Raw genomic sequence first — 16,930 nt, 5'->3', positions numbered from 1 at the left:
CAGACCTTGTCCTCCCGATCTGTCACGATTGATCTTTTTTCAGGAGTTCGATCTGGTTCGGGTGCGTGACCTCAATGTGCGGGCCGTTGTGAATCTCGATCCAGCCGCGTACTCGGATGCGGCGACCCTTTAGAGTTTTGAGGTCCTTGGCCCAGTCGCGTTGGCCGGTTAGTGATGCGCGTGCAATGAATGCCGTGAAGGCAAAGCGACGATTTCGACCGAAGTTGAGATAAACGTTGCCGCGAGAGCTTCCTACGCCTGTTATGCGTCCCTCAACGAGTTGGAATGTTCCCTTGAGCCGTCGTAGATGCTCAGTGCGCGATGAAGCAATGGGGCGGTAGGCTGCGAGAGACCAAAGTCCAAGCCCGGCGTTTCGTGCCCGGTTCTCGGCCTCAGCGAGTGCATCAACACATTCGGCATTCCCCGGTATCACGTAGGTGCGCGCGTGGCCGTTGGTGACGAGATGCCTTTGGACCCACGTGCGTCCCTGTGAGCTGTCTTCTCGAACCACATGGGCCAGGGTCCGTCCGTATCGGTCGCGATCAATCGCGGGATAATAAAGACGTACGCTGTGACCGAGTACGAGTTCGGTGAGAGCTCTTGCGGCACGCTCTTGGAGTGTTTCTCGATATCCGGCGGCGGTGCTGGACGGGGCCGGTGTTCGTGCTCCTATCAGTCGGACGAGACGGCCATCATCGAGGCGGATGGTTTCTGCATCAACGACATCGGTAACGGTATGGAGCGCACCGCGTTTAAGACGACAGGGTGGGGAGAAGCCCGTCTGATCAATGTCGTAGCCTGGGGTATTGCTCTCCGTTGATCCTGAGGCGGAGGTGGCGAGATGAAAAGACAACGCCAGCACCGCTAAAGTGCAGGTCCGTATTGCCGATTGTGCTGCAGGTTTTCGAAGCCGATTCACACGAGGCGCCTGCATTCATTCGGCCTCCTAAAAGCGGCTTACCGTTGCGCTGTTCTGCGGGGGACCATCCAAACGCGGATTTTGCCATCGTCGCCGGCACTGATCAGGCGGCTTCCGTCGGGTGAAAAGTCGACGGCTGTCACTTCGCCGGGGTGGCTTGCAAAGGTCTTTACTGTTCTTGAGCGTTCGACGTCCCAGAGGCGGACGGTTCCATCTGCGCTGGAGGAGGCTAGTAGACCGCCGGAGCCGCTAAACGCCAACGCCGTGACGCTATCTTTGTGACCACGCAGCCGCCGGTAGGTCCTCTGGGAGGAGGTCGACCAGAGGCGTATGTCTCCGTTGAGCGTCGCGGACGCAACCCTTGATGCGTCGGGAGAGAACTTGACGGCCGTTACGAAGTCAGGGTGCCGCCTGTAGGTGCGTACGAGATCGAGCGTATTGAGGTTCCACAGTTTGACCGTTCGGTCGGCGCCGCCGGAGGCGAGAAAGGGGCCTTGGGGTGCGAAGGCGATGGCCTGCACCGCGTTTTCGTGTCCTTCGAAGATGTGGACGGGACTACTTGGAGCGCGCAGATCCCATAGGGCAACTTTCCAATCGTGTGCTGCTGCGAGCAGGCGACCAGGCACGTTCGTAAACGCGAGCGACCAAATGCTCGCTTCATTCCGCTGCAAGTCAGCAACCTTGTGGCCCGAGGTTTTGTCCCAGACCGCAACGTATCCGTCCGCGTGTCCGGTCGCGATGTACTCGCCCTGTAACGCAATTGATGTGGCGGCTCCATGGTCCATCGGAATGATACGGGAGAGGCTGCCGTTGCTGGCATTCCAAATTCGGACCGTCGCGTCGGCACCCGCAGATACGATGCTGTAGCCGCCGGGGGAGTACGCTAACGCTGTGACAGCGCCGGTGTGGCCCACGAGCTGTTGGAGCAACGGGTTCGCCGGGCCATCGTCTTCGGCAGGGCGCTGTTGAAGGGATGCTGTCGTCTCAGGTCGTTGTCGCGGCTTTGGGAGAGTGCTGCTTTTTGTTGTTGCCGCGCTGTGTTCGCCCATGGACGGCAGGTACGCCGCGACGTCGATTTCCGGAAACTGATCGCGTGCCGCAATCACGCCTGTTCCGAGCCCGCCAACCAAAATGAGCTTGAGGAAGAGCGAGACCCATCCCGAGCGGCCCGCACGATTGGCGCGGGGACGCGCGGGTTTGCGTGTTTCCACTGGCACAGGAAGTGCGGCGGCTTTGCGCTCCTTGCGCTGCCGACTGCTTGCTGCGCCTTTTTGTGGCGCCGCCTTCTTCGCTTTCTTTGCGAACAGCGGGGGCGGTGCCGTGTTCAGCTTTACTGTTTTGGCAAGAGGCGATTGAGCCGCTTCTTCGTTTGCATTTATTTCGGCTGGAGCGGCATCGGCTTCATCGGCAGCAGGGTTGTCGGCCTCGACATTCGCCAACGCCTCAGCTAGCGGCTTGCGCTTCAAGCCGTCTACGAAATCAAGGATACCACCATGCGGTCCTGGGGCGTCCGGAGGTGGAGGCATTCCGGGATCGGGTGTTACCACGTCAAAGGCCCGTTCGGCTGCTTCCTCTTTCGATTGTGCGGCGCGACCCCGCGAGAGCCAGCTACCCCGCTGAGCAGGAGGGGTATCGGGCGCGAGAAGTTCGCCGCGCCAAGCTGCGATCGAACGTGGCCGAGCATCGATATTGAGGGCCATTGCGGCATCGATCGCGCGGAGAAAACGTGTGCGATAGGAGCTAAGTGCGGCCTGACGTGCAGGAATATACTCGTCGTTGACCATGCGCGAAGGCGCGTCCGGAGGCCGCTTTCCTGTAACGGCATGGTAGAGAGTGGCGCCGAGGGCGTAGATATCCGTCCAAGGGCCCTGCTGTCTGCTTGTCTCAGCATATTGCTCATAGGGACTGTAGCCCGGCTTTACGAGAGCGGAGACCGTCTTCGAATGACTCGCGATTTCGCCGCGCGCTGAGCCAAAGTCTATGAGAACCGGGTTGCCATCCTTGCGGATGATAATGTTGTCCGGCGCGATGTCGCGATGGAGAAAATCCGCCTTGTGAATGAGTTCGAGCGCTTGGAGCAACGGCTCCAGAATGCGATCCAGCTCTTTCTGGCGAGGTGCGCGCCCGAGGCCTTTGAGCCAGTTTTTAAGGCTTTGGCCCTCCTCGAAATGGAGAACCATGTAGGCAGTGTTGTTCGCGCGGAAATAACGGTACACGCGCACAATGTGCGGGTGGTTGAATTTTGCGAGCGTCTGGGCCTCTTCGATGAAGCGGTCCAGCCCCCAACGGTAATCGCCATCGCAATCTTGCGAGCGCGGGCTCGCGTTGATGCTATTGGCGCGGGCGGCAAAATCCGAGGGGAAATATTCCTTGATGGTTACGCGACGCTCAAGCGCAAGCTCGTCGGCAAGATAGGTGATGCCGAAGCCGCCGGCTCCGAGCACACGTTCTATCCTGTAGTCACCGACAAGCTCAGTGCCATCTGGAAGCGCTATCAGGTTGGTCATCGTCCCCGTTAAGTCCAGTCTACCGATATTGGCGATGCCATAATCGTCTTACATGACACGCGCCGATTCTTTCACCAGTTTTCCGAGGCGTAAAACCTTGCTCATGCCATCTTTGCAGCACGATTGTGGCGTTCGCGCGTGCGCGCATGCATGTAGCACGGATAAAGTTTGACACTGACGCGATTGGGCGGAAAGGCCAAGAGGGGACGGGGACGTGCGGGGCGGAATTGCGTATGAAGTCGGAGTGAATGCCACAGTGGCAGGGGATCGTTGCCGCCGTTTGACGGCTATACCGACATTTTTGAGGTTCCGACGATCGTTGTTGTGGATAAACAAGACGGCGTGGCAGTGCTCAGTGATCGCTTTGAGCGCTAGATTGCTGGCGGCTGATTCGGCTCTAGCCAACGAGGTTTCAATGCCAATCTGGGATATCGCCGCCGATTGGCAGGGTGATTTGCTGAGCTGGTGGCAGCGCGTGACTTCCGACTTTGGTGATCTTCTTGGTCAGGGCTATGGACAGGCTCCAGCGTTGCTGTTGGGATTGAGCCTTGTGGTCATTGTGCCGCTGTTCGTTGCTGCGGGTTTGATTTTGCGGCGGTCCGGGAGTGTCATCGAGCCCGACCGAACGGTGCGATATCCGGCGGCGCAAAAGCTGCCGACGACTAACCCACCGCCCTATTCACACAGGGTGATCGTCCCAGGAGATGCGTTTGTGCAGATTCAGGAGACGTCTGACGCGGAGGTTTCGGAGTTCCGATTCAGCGGTGCGCTGATGGTTCGGATTGGCCGGGAGGAGGATAACGACGTGCGACTAACCGATCCTACCGTGCATCGTTACCATGCGGTCATAAGTCGGTCCGCAGATGTTGGTTATGTCGTTTCTGATTTATCCAGTTCGGATGGTAATGGCGTCATCGTCAACGGAGAGAGGATTCGGCGGCAACGCTTGAAGGACGGCGACGTCATCACCCTGGGGACGGCGAAATTGACGTTTCGACTGCAATAGATAGTCAGCGCCGGATGCTGGCGCGGAGGAGACAAGTGGCGAAGAGGAGCGACGCGATATGGCCAACGAATCGAAGCCGGTAGCCGGTGGGAAATCTGGTTTTTTGGGAACATTGAAAGATGCGTTGGTGGCGGCGAGCCGAGACGAAACCGGTAAACCGCAAAAGCCTGCAGAAAGCGCCGCCCCTGAGGCAAGTCCGGCGACCATAGCTTTGCCACCGCCTGTTGCGCCCTCGGAGCCTGCGCCTGCCGCTGAGCCTCCTCCTGTCACCACCCGTGTAAAAGACGGCAATACGGGATTGAGTGCAGCGGAAGCCGCGCGCGAAGCGCGCACCCGTGGCCCGCAGCATGCAACGCCTCCTGATGCGCATGTGGAAGCCGATGCACCGCCTACGACGCGGGTCGTGAAGACGCCGAGTGCGCCGAAGGCTGAAGAGAACTCCGAGCGCACCCAGCTGGTACGCGGTCGCCAGCAGGTCAAACGCGGTGAATTTGAGCGTGATCCGGTGGTGGGGTGGCTAGTCGTTGTAGGCGGCCCTGGGATCGGTTCATACCGGCCGGTGTTCGAGGGAAACAATACGCTGGGACGCTCGCCCAACCAACGCATTCCGCTCGACTTCGGTGATGATGCGATTTCGTCGGAAGAGCAGGCTTACATTCGCTACGATTCCAGCGACCGGTCTTTCCTGTTCGTGCCAAATCTTGCTAAGACAAATGTGGTTTCGGTGAACGATAAGCGCCCGACTGGCGCCGTTGAACTCACCGCAATGGATGTCATTACGGTCGGTCGCACGCAGCTTGTCTTCGTGCCCTTCTGTGGGCCAGAATTCGATTGGTCTGAACTTGCCGAAAACAAGGATTGAATGAACGCCTTTGAACACGCCTGGCAGACAACGCGCGGGGCCAGGGAGTATCAAGAAGACAGCGCTGCCGTCGCAAACGGATCGAGCCCGGCTGGAGGTGTGCCTCTCGTAGCTGTGCTGGCCGATGGAATGGGTGGTCACACTGGCGGCGCGTTGGCCAGCCGCGTTTGCTGCGAGCAATTTCTCGAAGCCTTCACGAAGCGTAACGGGCCGGTGCCGGACCGGTTGCGCGATGCGTTGGATGCAGCCAATGGCGCGGTAGCGCAAACGGTGATCTCAAATCCGGTGCTATCAGGGATGGGTTCGACGCTGATCGGCGTGGCCTTCTCCGAGGGCGGTGTCGAGTGGGTCAGTGTCGGAGACAGTCCCTTGTGGCTGTTCCGCCGGGGCGAAATTGCTCTGCTCAACGAGGATCACTCGTTAGCCCCGGAGCTGGACCGGTTGGCTGAGATTGGACGGATGACCGTCGAAGAGGCGCGTTCTGATCCGCGTAGGCATATGCTGCGTTCGGCGGTGACGGGCGATGAACTTGATCTTGTCGACCAATCTCAACGACCTTTGACGCTGGAAGATGGCGATTACATTATTCTGGCGAGTGACGGTTTGCAGACTCTTGAAGAGAGTGAGGTCGAACGCATTATCGCGGCCTACGCGGAGGATGGACCGGACGCAGTGGCGAGCGCGCTTATCCGTGCTGTTGAGGCTGTCCGTGATCCGCATCAAGACAATGCCACGGTCGTCGCTGTGCGTGTTGTGGCCGCTGAACAAATCGGCTCCGTTTAACGCCGTAAGCGCGTGCGGAGATTGCATGGGTTTGCGCCATCACCCTGCAGGGCGGTGAACTCGGTCGTTGGCACAGCGTTGTTTCCTCGCGTTTCACAGAGCTTGAAACTAGGCTCGGGTGATGCTCGTGAGCTTGCGTGTGTGGCGTATCGGGAGACTAACTTGACCGGTTTAAATGAAGGGCAGCAAGTCAGGGCCGACGGTGGTGCTGGCGGCTGGCGCGCCGGTCTCAAGGCAAGTGGGCGGCCCGGGGCTGCCAACGATCCTCTCCTCGGGGCGATTTTCGTTATTATCGCCATGGCTTTGTTGGCGGGCCTTCTCTCGTTGGGCCGGTACTTAGCATTGCAGGGTATGGATCCGCTGCAGGTTCTTTTTTTTCGCAATGCGTTCTGTGTCGTATGGATGCTGCCGCTGCTTGCTTGGCGTGGGCCCTCGCTATTCCAGACCAAGCAACCGAAACTCTACGGCGCGCGTGTTGTGCTGAGTTTCATCTCGATGATGGCCATGTTCCAGGCCGTGGCTTTGATCCCCATCGGCGAGGTGACGGCAATCGGATTTCTGTCACCACTGTTCGGCACGGCCGTCGCAATAATGGTTCTCGGCGAACGCGTCCATTTCCGCCGCTGGGCGGCTCTGGGGATCGGGTTTCTTGGCGCCATGATTATCCTTCGGCCAGGGCTTTCCGAACCGGGCTGGGGGCAGTGGGCGGCGCTGGTCTCCGCTCTCGCGGTCGGTGGCATCGGACCTCTCGTCAAACAGCTGACTCAAAAGGACGATGCTGATCGCGTGGTTTTCATCACCAATGCGATCATGACGCCGTTGGCACTCGTGCCGGCGTTGTTTGTTTGGCAGTGGCCATCACTGGACCTGTGGCCGTATCTGGCAGCTATGGGGCTTTGCGCGGTGCTTGGGCATATGGCGCTCGTACGAGGCTACGCTGTGGCGGAGGCGTCTTTGGTCATGACGTTCAAGTTCGTACGTTTGCCGTTCGCGGTCGCGATCGGGTTTCTCGCATTCGGAGAGGCGATTGACGCTTTAACGTGGGTGGGCGGGCTCATCATTTTTGCAGCTTCGGCTTACGTTACGCGGCGGGAGGCGCAGTTGAAACTCAGGGCGTCATCGCGGCCAGCGGCGGGGCTCTAAGGGAAACGGCCGCGCTTTGGGCGCGGCCGCATTGTGCGTTTAATTCTTCCAGACCAACGCGTCGTATCAGTCGACCGAGTTGGTGGCCTCTTCCGGTGCCGCGTCTGGGAAGACTGGGTAGACGTTGGCTACGCGACCCATCTGTTGCGTGAGGGCGAGGACAGTGTCGATGGTCGGTGTGTTCACATCGACCAGGCGACCCATTTCCTGGACCACCGTCAGCAAGGCGTCGAGCTCGATTGGCCGGCCGCGTTCAAGATCCTGCAGCATGCTCGTGCGGTGTGCACCAACCGACGCTGCTCCGTTGATGCGGCGCTCGATGTCGACGCGGAAATGCGCACCAATTCTACGCGCGATGGTTTCAGCTTCTTCCATCATCCGGCGTGCGACTGAGCGTGTGCCGGGATCTGTGGCTACGATATCGAGCGTGGCGTGGGTCAGGGCCGAGATTGGGTTGAAGCAGAGGTTGCCCCACAACTTAAGCCAGATATCGTTCCGGATTTCGGGATAGATCTTCGGCTTCAGACCTGCGGCTTCAAAGGCACCGGCCAGAGCTTTGACGCGGTCTGTTTCTTTGCGTGTCGGTTCGCCCAGGCCATAGCGATCGCCGTAGGTGTGCTTGACGACGCCCGGCTCTACGATTTCGGCGGCGGGATAAACCGTGCACCCGATGGCGCGTTGGGGCCCGATCGCGTTCCACTGCCGTCCGCCGGGGTCGACACTTTCGAGCTGGAGGTTCGCGTACTGGCCTTCGAAGCCATAGAAGTACCACCAAGGGATGCCATTTTGTGCGGTGACGACCGCTGTATCGGGTCCTAGGAGAGGTGCCATCTGTTCGGCGACTTCCCACGCTTGGTGTGTCTTGAGCGCGATGATCACATAGTCTTGAGGCCCCAGGTCGGCAGGGTTCTTGCTCGCCGGCATACGGGCGACCTTTTCCTCGCCGTTGATAAGTAGCTTGAGGCCATTGTTTTGGATCGCTTCCAGGTGCGCGCCACGCGCGATCAACGAAACATCAACGCCGGCAAGTTTCAAAAGAACGCCGATATGGGCGCCGATGGCACCCGCTCCGTAGATACAAACTTTCATTTATTCCTCCCGGAATGTGTTGGGCACGCGCTGCTCTTTTTTGCAGCTTTGCGATCGTGATCTTGGTCCACGTAGGGTTGGTCCGATCTGGTATACCAAGTCAAGGGGGTCTGGGTGCGACCATCAGGACGCGGTAAACTGCCTGACCCCGTCGTTTTCGCAAAATTGGTCAGGCGGCTGCCGATTTGAGAGCAGCGGTTAGCTTTTGGATCGCATCCTTCATGTCGGTGGCATCGATAAATTCGATGCCAGAACCGGCGAGCCGCGTGCGCGCGAAATCAGCGTTGTTGCCCGCGAGACGGACGACGAGAGGAACGCGTCGTGTGGTTTGCCGCATTGCAATGGCGATACCCTCGGCGATCGTATCGCATCGCTGCATGCCGCCGCCGTGGACGTTCACGAGCATGGCCTGCGTCCTGGGATTGTTGAGTACGAGGCCCATCCCGTGGGCGATGTCGAGGCTGGATGCTGTCGTGCGGACGTCCATGAAGTTGGCGGGCCGACAGCCAGCTTCGCGGAGCATGTCGAGTGTCGCGAGCGCGAGGCCGGCACCGTTGACGACGACCCCGATATCACCATCTAGAGCGGTGTAATTGAGCTGGTGGCGGTCGGCGGCCAGTTCGTGTGGGTCACCATCCTCGAGTTCCAGCGCTTGGCGGAATGCCGCAAGGGCAGGGTGGCGAAACAGAGCGTGAGTATCGAGCTCAAGTTTGGCGTCGAGGGCCCGGAACTGACCGGTTGCAGTTATTGCCAGAGGGTTGATCTCGACCTGGGTGGCGTCGAGTTCGACGGCGAGGCGCGCCATTTGGCGAAAGATGCGTGCCGCCTCTTCGGCTGCCGCCCCTTTAAGTTCAATTGCTTCGGCGGCGCTTTTGAAATCGGCAGAGGGACCGTCGCTTGTCAGGTCTATAGGCGTTTGCCGGATCAACTCGGGCTCGGCCGCAATGCGCGCCTCGATACCCGTACCGGCTACCCGGCTGGTCAGCAATTTCAGCCGGCCGGCGCTCCCGTCGAGCACAACGGCGGCATAAACTTGCTGTACGGCCGCGACGGATTCCTCGACGAGCAGCCAACGAGCTTTTTCGCCGTCGGGACGTGTTTGGTTTGTTGTGAAGATCTGGCCAATAAGCTGTTCGGCCGTCGCCTCCACGCCCTCCTTCGAAGCTGCAAATCGGATAGCGCCAACGTCTATACGATTGCCCGATAGAATCTGCGCCTTCACCGCATAACGGGCGCATTGCAGTCGTGCCGCGGCGCGACCCGCTCCGGCGACATCGTCAACAACCCGCCCGGCGGGAACCGGAATTTCGTAGCGCTGGAGAAGTTCCTTAGCCTGAAATTCGTACAAGCGCATTGCGGGTGTCCAAGTCTCTTGATCTCGTTGTCCGTGGGCATGTCGCGCGTCAGGGCGCTTTCCCCGTTTGAACGACTTGCTGTCTCTTTTTGAGATGTAGCAGAGTCGTAGAGGGAGACCTCATAGGCGACACTCAAAAAACGAGCGTTATCCTGCAATATGCCGATTGCGTAGCGCGATTATTTGGCATATTGTATGCCATGCAAGGCGCAAGCAAGGATCCTCTCCGATCACCGGATTTGGACCCAGAAGAAGACGCCACAGAATTCTTGGGGTCAACGGGCTCTCGCCGGCTTGCTGACCTTCGGATAAGCGGCAGGAAACGTGGGCAATGACAGAACCAACCCATGACATCACTTGAAGGGAGCACTATAGTTCGGTATCTGGTATACCAGATGCCGGAGGTTTGTTGGGTTCACCTACCAATGGTCATGGTCGCCGCAGGCGACATCGAGCGGCCAAACGATGGTGCAGCCACGCTCTTGAAGGCGAATGTCATGGCGTTCGTTTTACGTCATTTTGCAACAACATCCGTTTCCGGAGGGCAAGGATCGATGACCGCATCTGAAACCTTTTCCGGACGGCGCCCAGGTATTTTATGGCTGTGACTTCCATCAAAATCGATCTCATCGGCGAGAATCAAAGTCTCAAAGCGAGAGCTTATGAGGCGCTGAAATCCGCCATTACGAATATGAACATTTACGATGCTGATGCCCAACTAAAGCTCGATGAACGCGATCTTTCCGCGCGCTTCGGCATCAGCCGAACGCCGTTGCGGGAGGCCTTGGCTCAGCTTGATCAAGAAGGCCTCGTCAAGGTCGTCGCGCGGCGCGGTATCTTTATCGTGCGCAAGACTAAGGCCGAAGTGCTCGACATGATCACGGTTTGGGCAGCGTTGGAGGGTATGGCCGCGCGGCTTGCGTGCTCGGCGGCCAGCGCCGACGACATCGCCGCATTGCATCGTCTCGTCGATGACTACGGACAAGACGAAGTGGCCATGCGGCTCGGCGAATATTCAGACGCCAATATCACGTTCCATCAGGCAATTCTCAGTCTCAGTGGAAACCCTCTGATTCAGGGCATCGCCGACAGTCTTTTCCTGCACGTTCGCGCGATCAGGAACCGGACGATTATCGAGCAGGATCGGGCCAAACGGTCCGTCGCAGACCACAAGGAGATCATTGAGGCGCTTGAAGCACGAGATCCGGACCGGGCTGAACGCTTGGTGCGGGAACACACGATGAAGCTGCGAGATCACGTCGAACGCTTTGTGGACATCGACTGAAGAAGCCACAGAGCCAACAGCCACAACCATATGACCGGGGGATATTCTCCAAAGCCGGTCGAACTCGAAGGGAGCTGAGACATGGCGACACCGGCGATAGCGAACACGGCCGACGACACTCTGGCCAAAAAGAGTTCGGATCCAAACATTGTTTCGGGTGGGCGCCTCGTCGCCAAAGCACTCAAGAATGAAGGCGTCGATACGATCTTTACGCTGTGTGGTGGGCACATCATCGACATCTATGATGGGTGCATCGATGAAGGTATTCGCATCATCGACGTACGCCACGAGCAAGTGGCAGCCCACGCCGCTGATGGTTATGCACGCCAAACCGGTAAGCTCGGCTGTGTGGTTACGACTGCGGGGCCAGGTTGCACGAATGCCGTAACCGGCGTCGCGACGGCATTACGTTCTGAGAGCCCCATTTTGCACATTGGTGGCCAGGGAGCATTAACGCAGCACCGTATGGGGTCGCTACAGGATCTGCCGCACGTCGATATGATGCGTCCGATTACGAAGTTTGCGGAATCGGTTCGTTCGACGGAACGGATCGCTGACATGATTTCGATGGCCGCACGTGAAAGCTTCTCGGGCGCTTACGGTCCTTCGTATCTCGAAATTCCGCGCGATGTTCTCGATCGCGAAGTGCATATCGACAATGCGGTTATTCCGAAGTCAGGTCACTACCGTGCGTCGGTCAAATCGATCGGAGATCCCAGGGATATCGAAAAGCTCGCAGATCTGCTCGTGAAGGCGGAGCGTCCGGCTATTCTTTATGGTCAGCAGGTCTGGAGTTCGCGTGGGCATAATGAGGCCATTGCACTGCTGCGCGGTCTCGATATTCCCGGATACTTCAACGGTGCGAGCCGCGGTCTCTTGCCGCCGGGCGATGAGCACCACTTCGACCGTACGCGGTCGCTGGCGTTTAAGAATGCGGACGTCATCGTCGTTGTGGGTACGCCATTTGATTTCCGCATGGGCTATGGCAAGCGCATCTCCAACGAACTCACTCTTGTGCAGATAGACCAGGACTACCGGACGGTCGGTAAGAACCGCGATATCTCGCTTGGGCTCGTCGGTGATCCAGGTGCGATCCTCGGTGCTGTTCTTGATGCGGCCTCCGCCCAGATCGACAACGGCAAGCGCCAAGCGCGTAAGCAGTGGATGGAGAAGCTTCGCGAGGCCGAGCAAATGGCGCTTGAAAAGCTAATGCCGCTGTTCACATCGGACCAGTCGCCTATTCACCCCTTCCGGGTTGCTTGGGAACTGAATGAATTCCTTGGTGATGACACCATCTACATCGGTGACGGTGGTGACGTTGTCACGATCTCAGCGCAAGCGGTGCGTCCGCGCGCGCCTGGGCAGTGGATGGATCCGGGTGCGCTGGGCTCCTTGGGTGTCGGTACAGGCTTTGCCATGGCGGCCAAGCTCGCCAATCCCGATAAGGAAGTCATGTGCTACTACGGCGATGGGTCGTTCGGCATGACGGGCTTCGATATGGAAACGGCAAATCGCTTCGGCGCGCCTTATCTGGCGGTCATCGGGAACAATTCCGCGATGAACCAGATCCGTTACGGCCAGATCTCGAAGTACGGCGAACAGCGGGGCAATGTTGGCAACCTACTTGGCGACATTCCATTCTCGCAGTTTGCACAGATGCTCGGTGGATATGGCGAAGAAGTTCGCGAAGCGTCGGATATTCAGCCGGCTCTGCAGCGGGCGCGCGAGGCCATCCAGAAGACCGGGCGTTCGGCAATCGTCAATATCTGGGTCGATCCGCGCGAATATGCGCCGGGCACCAAAAACCAGACGATGTACAAGTAAAACTTGATGCGTCCCGCGTGGGCCCTCGCGCGGGACGCACGCATAATCAACACCGGTATCATCCGGGATAAATAAAGAGAGACAGACATGGTGAAGGCACTGGAAGGCGTAAAGGTTTTGGATTTCACGCACGTGCAATCGGGGCCGACTTGCACGCAGCTGTTGGCTTGGTTCGGCGCAGACGTGATCAAGGTCGAAAGGCCGGGCGTTGGTGATGCGACGCGCAAGCAACTCGTCGACGTCGACGGTGCTGACAGCCTCTACTTCACGATGCTCAACCACAATAAGCGCTCGATTACTCTCGATACTAAGAATCCAAAAGGCAAAGAGGTGCTTGAGCGGCTGGTCAAGGCTTGCGACGTGTTGGTCGAAAACTTTGCGCCAGGCGCTTTGGACCGGATGGGCTTTACGTGGGAGCGTATCCAGGAGCTCAATCCGCGCATGATCATGGCGTCGGTTAAAGGTTTTGGTCCCGGACCGTTCGAAGATAGCAAGGTCTACGAGAACATTGCGCAGTGTGCGGGTGGTTCAGCTTCTACGACCGGTTTTCTCGATGGACCGCCGACGGTCACTGGTGCTCAGATTGGCGATAGCGGTACGGGATTGCACTTGGCGCTGGGCATCATGACGGCGCTTTTCCAGCGCGAGAAGACTGGCCGCGGTCAGAAAGTTCTGGCGCCGATGCAGGATGGTGTTCTCAACCTGTGCCGCGTGAAGCTGCGCGACCAGCAGCGCCTCGAGCGCGGTCCTCTCACGGAATACTCTCAATACGGCGAAGACATTCCGTTTGGGGATGCGGTTCCTCGGGCTGGAAATGACTCAGGTGGTGGTCAGCCCGGCCGTATTTTGAAGTGCAAAGGGTGGGAAACCGATCCTAACGCTTACACCTATTTCATCACACAGGCTCCGGTGTGGGAGAAGATCTGCGATGTGATCAATAAGCCTGAGTGGAAGGAAGATCCTGAGTATAAAACGCCGAAGGCACGCCTCAACAAGTTGTCACATATCTTCAATACGATTGAGGAGTGGACCATGACCAAGACGAAGTTCGAGGTCATGGAAATCTGCAATCCGCTCGACATTCCTGTTGGTCCGATCCTTTCCATGAAGGAGTTGGCTGAGGATCAAGCTCTTCGGGCTGCGGGCACGATTGTCGAGGTGGACCATCCCGAGCGCGGGAAATATCTGACGGTCGGCTGCCCGATCAAGCTCTCTGACAGTCCGGTGGAGGTGCGTCGTTCTCCGCTGCTCGGTGAGCATACGGATCAGATTTTGTCCGATGTTCTGGGATATTCCGCTGCAGAAGTTGAAGAACTGAAGAATGCAGGGGCGACCGAGCCTGCTAAGAAAATGGCCGCTGAATAGTCTGACGCGGTGGCCTTTCAGTTCGGTCTTTCGCGTCCATAAATTCTTACCTTAACACTTGGAGCGGCTGGCGGTGACACCGCGCCAGCCGAAGGGAGGGATCATGCGTATCGTCGTTCATGGCCAACAGGCATTCGGCAAGGCTGTACTGGAACGATTGCTGGAGCGCGGCGAAGATGTTGTCGCGGTTTGCTGTGCGCCAACAAAGGAAGGCAAGCCAGAAGACCCATTAGCTGAACTGGCTCGTGAACGGGGGTTGCCGCTTTATCAGCCCAGTTCATGGAAAACGCCTGAAGCGCTTGAGCTCATGAAGTCTTTCGACGCGGATGTATGCATGATGGCATATGTCTTGTTGTTTGTGCCGAAGGACGTTCGGGATGCGCCACGGTACGGGACGTTCCAGTATCACCCCTCCTTATGTCCGATGCATCGCGGACCATCCTCAATTAACTGGCCCATCGCGATGGGTGAAAAGCGTACAGGGTTGACGATTTTCTGGCCTGACGATGGTCTCGACGAAGGACCGATCATGTTGCAAAAGACATGTGAAATCGGACCGGACGAGACCATTGGCGATGTGTACTTCAACAAATTATTCCCGATGGGCGTCGATGCGATGATGGAAGGCCTCGATTTGGTCAAGGCCGGCATCATTCTCAAGCACTCACAGGATTTGGCGGCGGGTTCTTACGAGGGGTGGTTTAAGAAAGAGATCGCGCGAATTGATTGGTCTAAGCCGGTCGATGAGGTCTACAACCTGATACGCGCGGCGAATCCCGCTCCGGGTGCATGGACGGAAATCGACGGCCAACGGCTGGATATCTTTGACGTCGCCAAGTCGGATGGAAGCGGCGAACCGGGAGAAGTCGTAGAGGTCTCGAAAGAAGGCATCACCATTGCGGCGCAAGGTGGAACGATTCTCGTTAAACGTGTCCGAGCCGGTAAAGCGCCCAAAGTCGCAGCGTCAGAATTTGCGGAAACGGCAGGCTTGAAGGCTGGTAATAGGTTCACGCTTCAGGCCGCGGAATGAATCATAACCGGTGTTAACAAAAAAAGCCGCTAGGCGGCGGAGGAAGACAACGCATGACCGTCAAGTCAGACATTGAGATCGCACGCGAAGCCAAGATGAAGCCGATCTCTCAGGTGGGCGAGAAGATCGCGGTGCCGGGTGACGCGCTGCTCAACTACGGACCTTACAAGGCGAAGATCTCGGCCGAGTTCATCAACAGCGTCAAAGATCGCCCCGATGGCAAGCTCATTCTGGTGACTGCGATTTCGCCAACGCCGGCTGGCGAAGGCAAGACGACGACGACGGTCGGTCTGGGCGATGGTCTGAACCGCATCGGCAAGAAGGCGATGAGCTGCCTGCGCGAACCCTCACTCGGGCCCTGCTTCGGCGTGAAGGGTGGCGCGGCCGGCGGCGGCTATGCCCAGGTCGTGCCGATGGAAGACATCAACCTGCATTTCACCGGCGACTTCCACGCCATCACGTCGGCGAACAACCTGCTCGCCGCGATGATCGACAACCACATCTACTGGGGCAACAAGCTCGGCCTTGACGAGCGCCGCATCACCTGGCGCCGCGTCATCGACATGAACGACCGGGCGCTGCGCTCGATCGTCAACTCGCTCGGTGGCGTTTCCAACGGCTTCCCGCGTCAGGACGGCTTCGACATCACGGTGGCCTCGGAAGTGATGGCGATCCTGTGCCTTGCCAGCGACCTCAAAGATCTGCAGCGCCGCCTCGGCAACATCGTCGTCGGCTATACGCGCGACAAGAAGGCGGTGCTGGCGCGGGATCTGAAGGCGGACGGCGCTATGACCGTGCTGCTCAAGGACGCGCTGATGCCGAACCTGGTGCAGACCTTAGAGAACAACCCCGTGTTCATCCACGGCGGTCCGTTCGCCAACATCGCGCACGGCTGCAACTCGGTGCTGGCCACCAAGACGGCCTTGAAGCTCGCCGACTATGTCGTGACCGAAGCCGGCTTCGGCGCGGACCTCGGCGCTGAGAAGTTCCTCGACATCAAGTGCCGCATGGCCGGTCTGAAGCCGGATGCCGCCGTCATCGTGACGACGGTGCGCGCCATGAAGATGCATGGCGGCGTCGCCAAGAACGATCTCAAGGGCGAGAACGTCGCGGCGGTCGCGAAGGGTTGCGAGAACCTCAAGCGTCACATCGAAAACATGCGCAAGTTCGGTCTGCCGCCGGTGGTTGCCATCAACCAGTTCATCACGGACACGGATGCGGAAATCGATGCGGTCCGGGAAGCGGCTGAATCGGTCGGCGCCAAGGCGTTCCTGTGCTCGCACTGGGCAAACGGCGGCGCCGGTATCGAGGACCTGGCCCGCTACGTCGCGGAGCTGGCGGATTCGGGCCAGGCGGACTTCAAGCCGCTTTACCCCGACGACATGCCGCTGTGGGACAAGATGAACACCATCGCCACGGAAATTTACCGGGCTTCGGGCATTACCGCCTCGGCGTCGGTCAAGGCGCAGTTCAAGGATCTGCAGGACGCCGGTTACGGCCATCTGCCGATCTGCGTGGCCAAGACCCAGTACTCGTTCTCGACCGATCCCAACCTGCGCGGTGCGCCAACGGGCCACGAAGTGCCCGTGCGTGAAGTGATCCTGGCGGCGGGTGCGGAATTCATCGTCGCGGTCGCGGGTGACATCATGCGCATGCCCGGCCTGCCGAGCGTGCCCTCAGCGGAAGCCATCCGCCTCAATGATCAGGGCCATATCGAGAACCTGAGCTAACCCAAAGCCGGGGAGGGGCGCAGCAGCGCCTCT

The 16,930-nt window shown here is 58.7% G+C and carries 14 protein-coding genes; 10 read left to right on the top strand and 4 right to left on the bottom strand.

Annotated features, from left to right (window positions below; genetic code table 11):
• Nucleotides 1-22 precede the first annotated feature (22 nt).
• Nucleotides 23-934, bottom strand: a complete 912-nt coding sequence (locus BLS30_RS15975; protein ID WP_090230348.1) for a thermonuclease family protein — start codon at nucleotides 932-934, stop codon at nucleotides 23-25.
• A gap of 23 nt (nucleotides 935-957) precedes the next feature.
• Nucleotides 958-3,426, bottom strand: coding sequence for a WD40 repeat domain-containing serine/threonine protein kinase (locus BLS30_RS15970; RefSeq protein WP_046476704.1), 2,469 nt, complete (start codon nucleotides 3,424-3,426; stop codon nucleotides 958-960).
• 415 nt (nucleotides 3,427-3,841) lie between these two features.
• Here BLS30_RS15970 and BLS30_RS15965 point away from each other — a divergent pair, with 415 nt between their 5' ends.
• The 4 genes from BLS30_RS15965 to BLS30_RS15950 all read left to right on the top strand — a co-directional run bounded on the left by BLS30_RS15965 (nucleotide 3,842) and on the right by BLS30_RS15950 (nucleotide 7,220).
• Entirely contained in the window at nucleotides 3,842-4,432 is a 591-nt protein-coding gene (locus BLS30_RS15965; RefSeq protein ID WP_139165381.1) for an FHA domain-containing protein, read from the top strand.
• Nucleotides 4,433-4,490: 58 nt separating this feature from the next.
• Nucleotides 4,491-5,294, top strand: coding sequence for an FHA domain-containing protein (locus BLS30_RS15960; RefSeq protein WP_090230346.1), 804 nt, complete (start codon nucleotides 4,491-4,493; stop codon nucleotides 5,292-5,294).
• Nucleotides 5,295-6,077 carry a PP2C family protein-serine/threonine phosphatase gene (locus BLS30_RS15955; protein ID WP_046476702.1) on the top strand — a complete coding sequence of 261 codons (783 nt, stop codon included), beginning with the start codon at nucleotides 5,295-5,297 and terminating at the stop codon, nucleotides 6,075-6,077.
• 162 nt (nucleotides 6,078-6,239) lie between these two features.
• A complete protein-coding gene (locus BLS30_RS15950; RefSeq protein ID WP_139165380.1) occupies nucleotides 6,240-7,220 on the top strand; it encodes a DMT family transporter in 981 nt (326 codons plus the stop codon).
• Between the two features lie 66 nt (nucleotides 7,221-7,286).
• Here BLS30_RS15950 and BLS30_RS15945 read toward each other — a convergent pair whose 3' ends face one another.
• Together BLS30_RS15945 and BLS30_RS15940 are read right to left on the bottom strand one after the other, a co-directional pair.
• Entirely contained in the window at nucleotides 7,287-8,309 is a 1,023-nt protein-coding gene (locus BLS30_RS15945) for a 2-dehydropantoate 2-reductase (RefSeq protein WP_046476696.1), read from the bottom strand.
• 169 nt (nucleotides 8,310-8,478) lie between these two features.
• The gene (locus BLS30_RS15940; protein WP_046476692.1) at nucleotides 8,479-9,663 is read right to left on the bottom strand and encodes a succinate--CoA ligase subunit beta; all 1,185 of its coding nucleotides are present in this window, start codon (nucleotides 9,661-9,663) and stop codon (nucleotides 8,479-8,481) included.
• 347 nt (nucleotides 9,664-10,010) lie between these two features.
• On the opposite strand from BLS30_RS15940, the gene BLS30_RS18240 reads away from it, so the two are divergent.
• The 6 genes from BLS30_RS18240 to BLS30_RS15910 all read left to right on the top strand — a co-directional run bounded on the left by BLS30_RS18240 (nucleotide 10,011) and on the right by BLS30_RS15910 (nucleotide 16,897).
• Nucleotides 10,011-10,271, top strand: a complete 261-nt coding sequence (locus BLS30_RS18240) for a hypothetical protein (RefSeq protein ID WP_210184054.1) — start codon at nucleotides 10,011-10,013, stop codon at nucleotides 10,269-10,271.
• Nucleotides 10,262-10,948 (top strand): GntR family transcriptional regulator, encoded by a 687-nt coding sequence (locus tag BLS30_RS15930; protein WP_046476689.1) that lies wholly within the window; start codon nucleotides 10,262-10,264, stop codon nucleotides 10,946-10,948. Before BLS30_RS18240 ends, BLS30_RS15930 begins: the two co-directional genes overlap by 10 nt.
• 81 nt (nucleotides 10,949-11,029) lie before the next feature.
• Nucleotides 11,030-12,772 (top strand): thiamine pyrophosphate-binding protein, encoded by a 1,743-nt coding sequence (locus tag BLS30_RS15925; protein WP_090230340.1) that lies wholly within the window; start codon nucleotides 11,030-11,032, stop codon nucleotides 12,770-12,772.
• Nucleotides 12,773-12,859: 87 nt separating this feature from the next.
• Nucleotides 12,860-14,137 carry a formyl-CoA transferase gene (frc, locus tag BLS30_RS15920; protein WP_046476682.1) on the top strand — a complete coding sequence of 426 codons (1,278 nt, stop codon included), beginning with the start codon at nucleotides 12,860-12,862 and terminating at the stop codon, nucleotides 14,135-14,137.
• 103 nt (nucleotides 14,138-14,240) lie between these two features.
• On the top strand, nucleotides 14,241-15,167 hold the full coding sequence (locus BLS30_RS15915; RefSeq protein WP_090230569.1) for a methionyl-tRNA formyltransferase: 927 nt from the start codon (nucleotides 14,241-14,243) through the stop codon (nucleotides 15,165-15,167).
• Between the two features lie 53 nt (nucleotides 15,168-15,220).
• Entirely contained in the window at nucleotides 15,221-16,897 is a 1,677-nt protein-coding gene (locus tag BLS30_RS15910) for a formate--tetrahydrofolate ligase (protein ID WP_046478303.1), read from the top strand.
• Nucleotides 16,898-16,930: the final 33 nt, after the last annotated feature.

The organism is Filomicrobium insigne (assembly GCF_900104305.1).
GTDB lineage: Bacteria > Pseudomonadota > Alphaproteobacteria > Rhizobiales > Hyphomicrobiaceae > Filomicrobium > Filomicrobium insigne.
The sequence above is the reverse complement of the archived record's forward strand: the minus strand, read 5'-3'. Positions and strand labels throughout refer to the sequence as shown.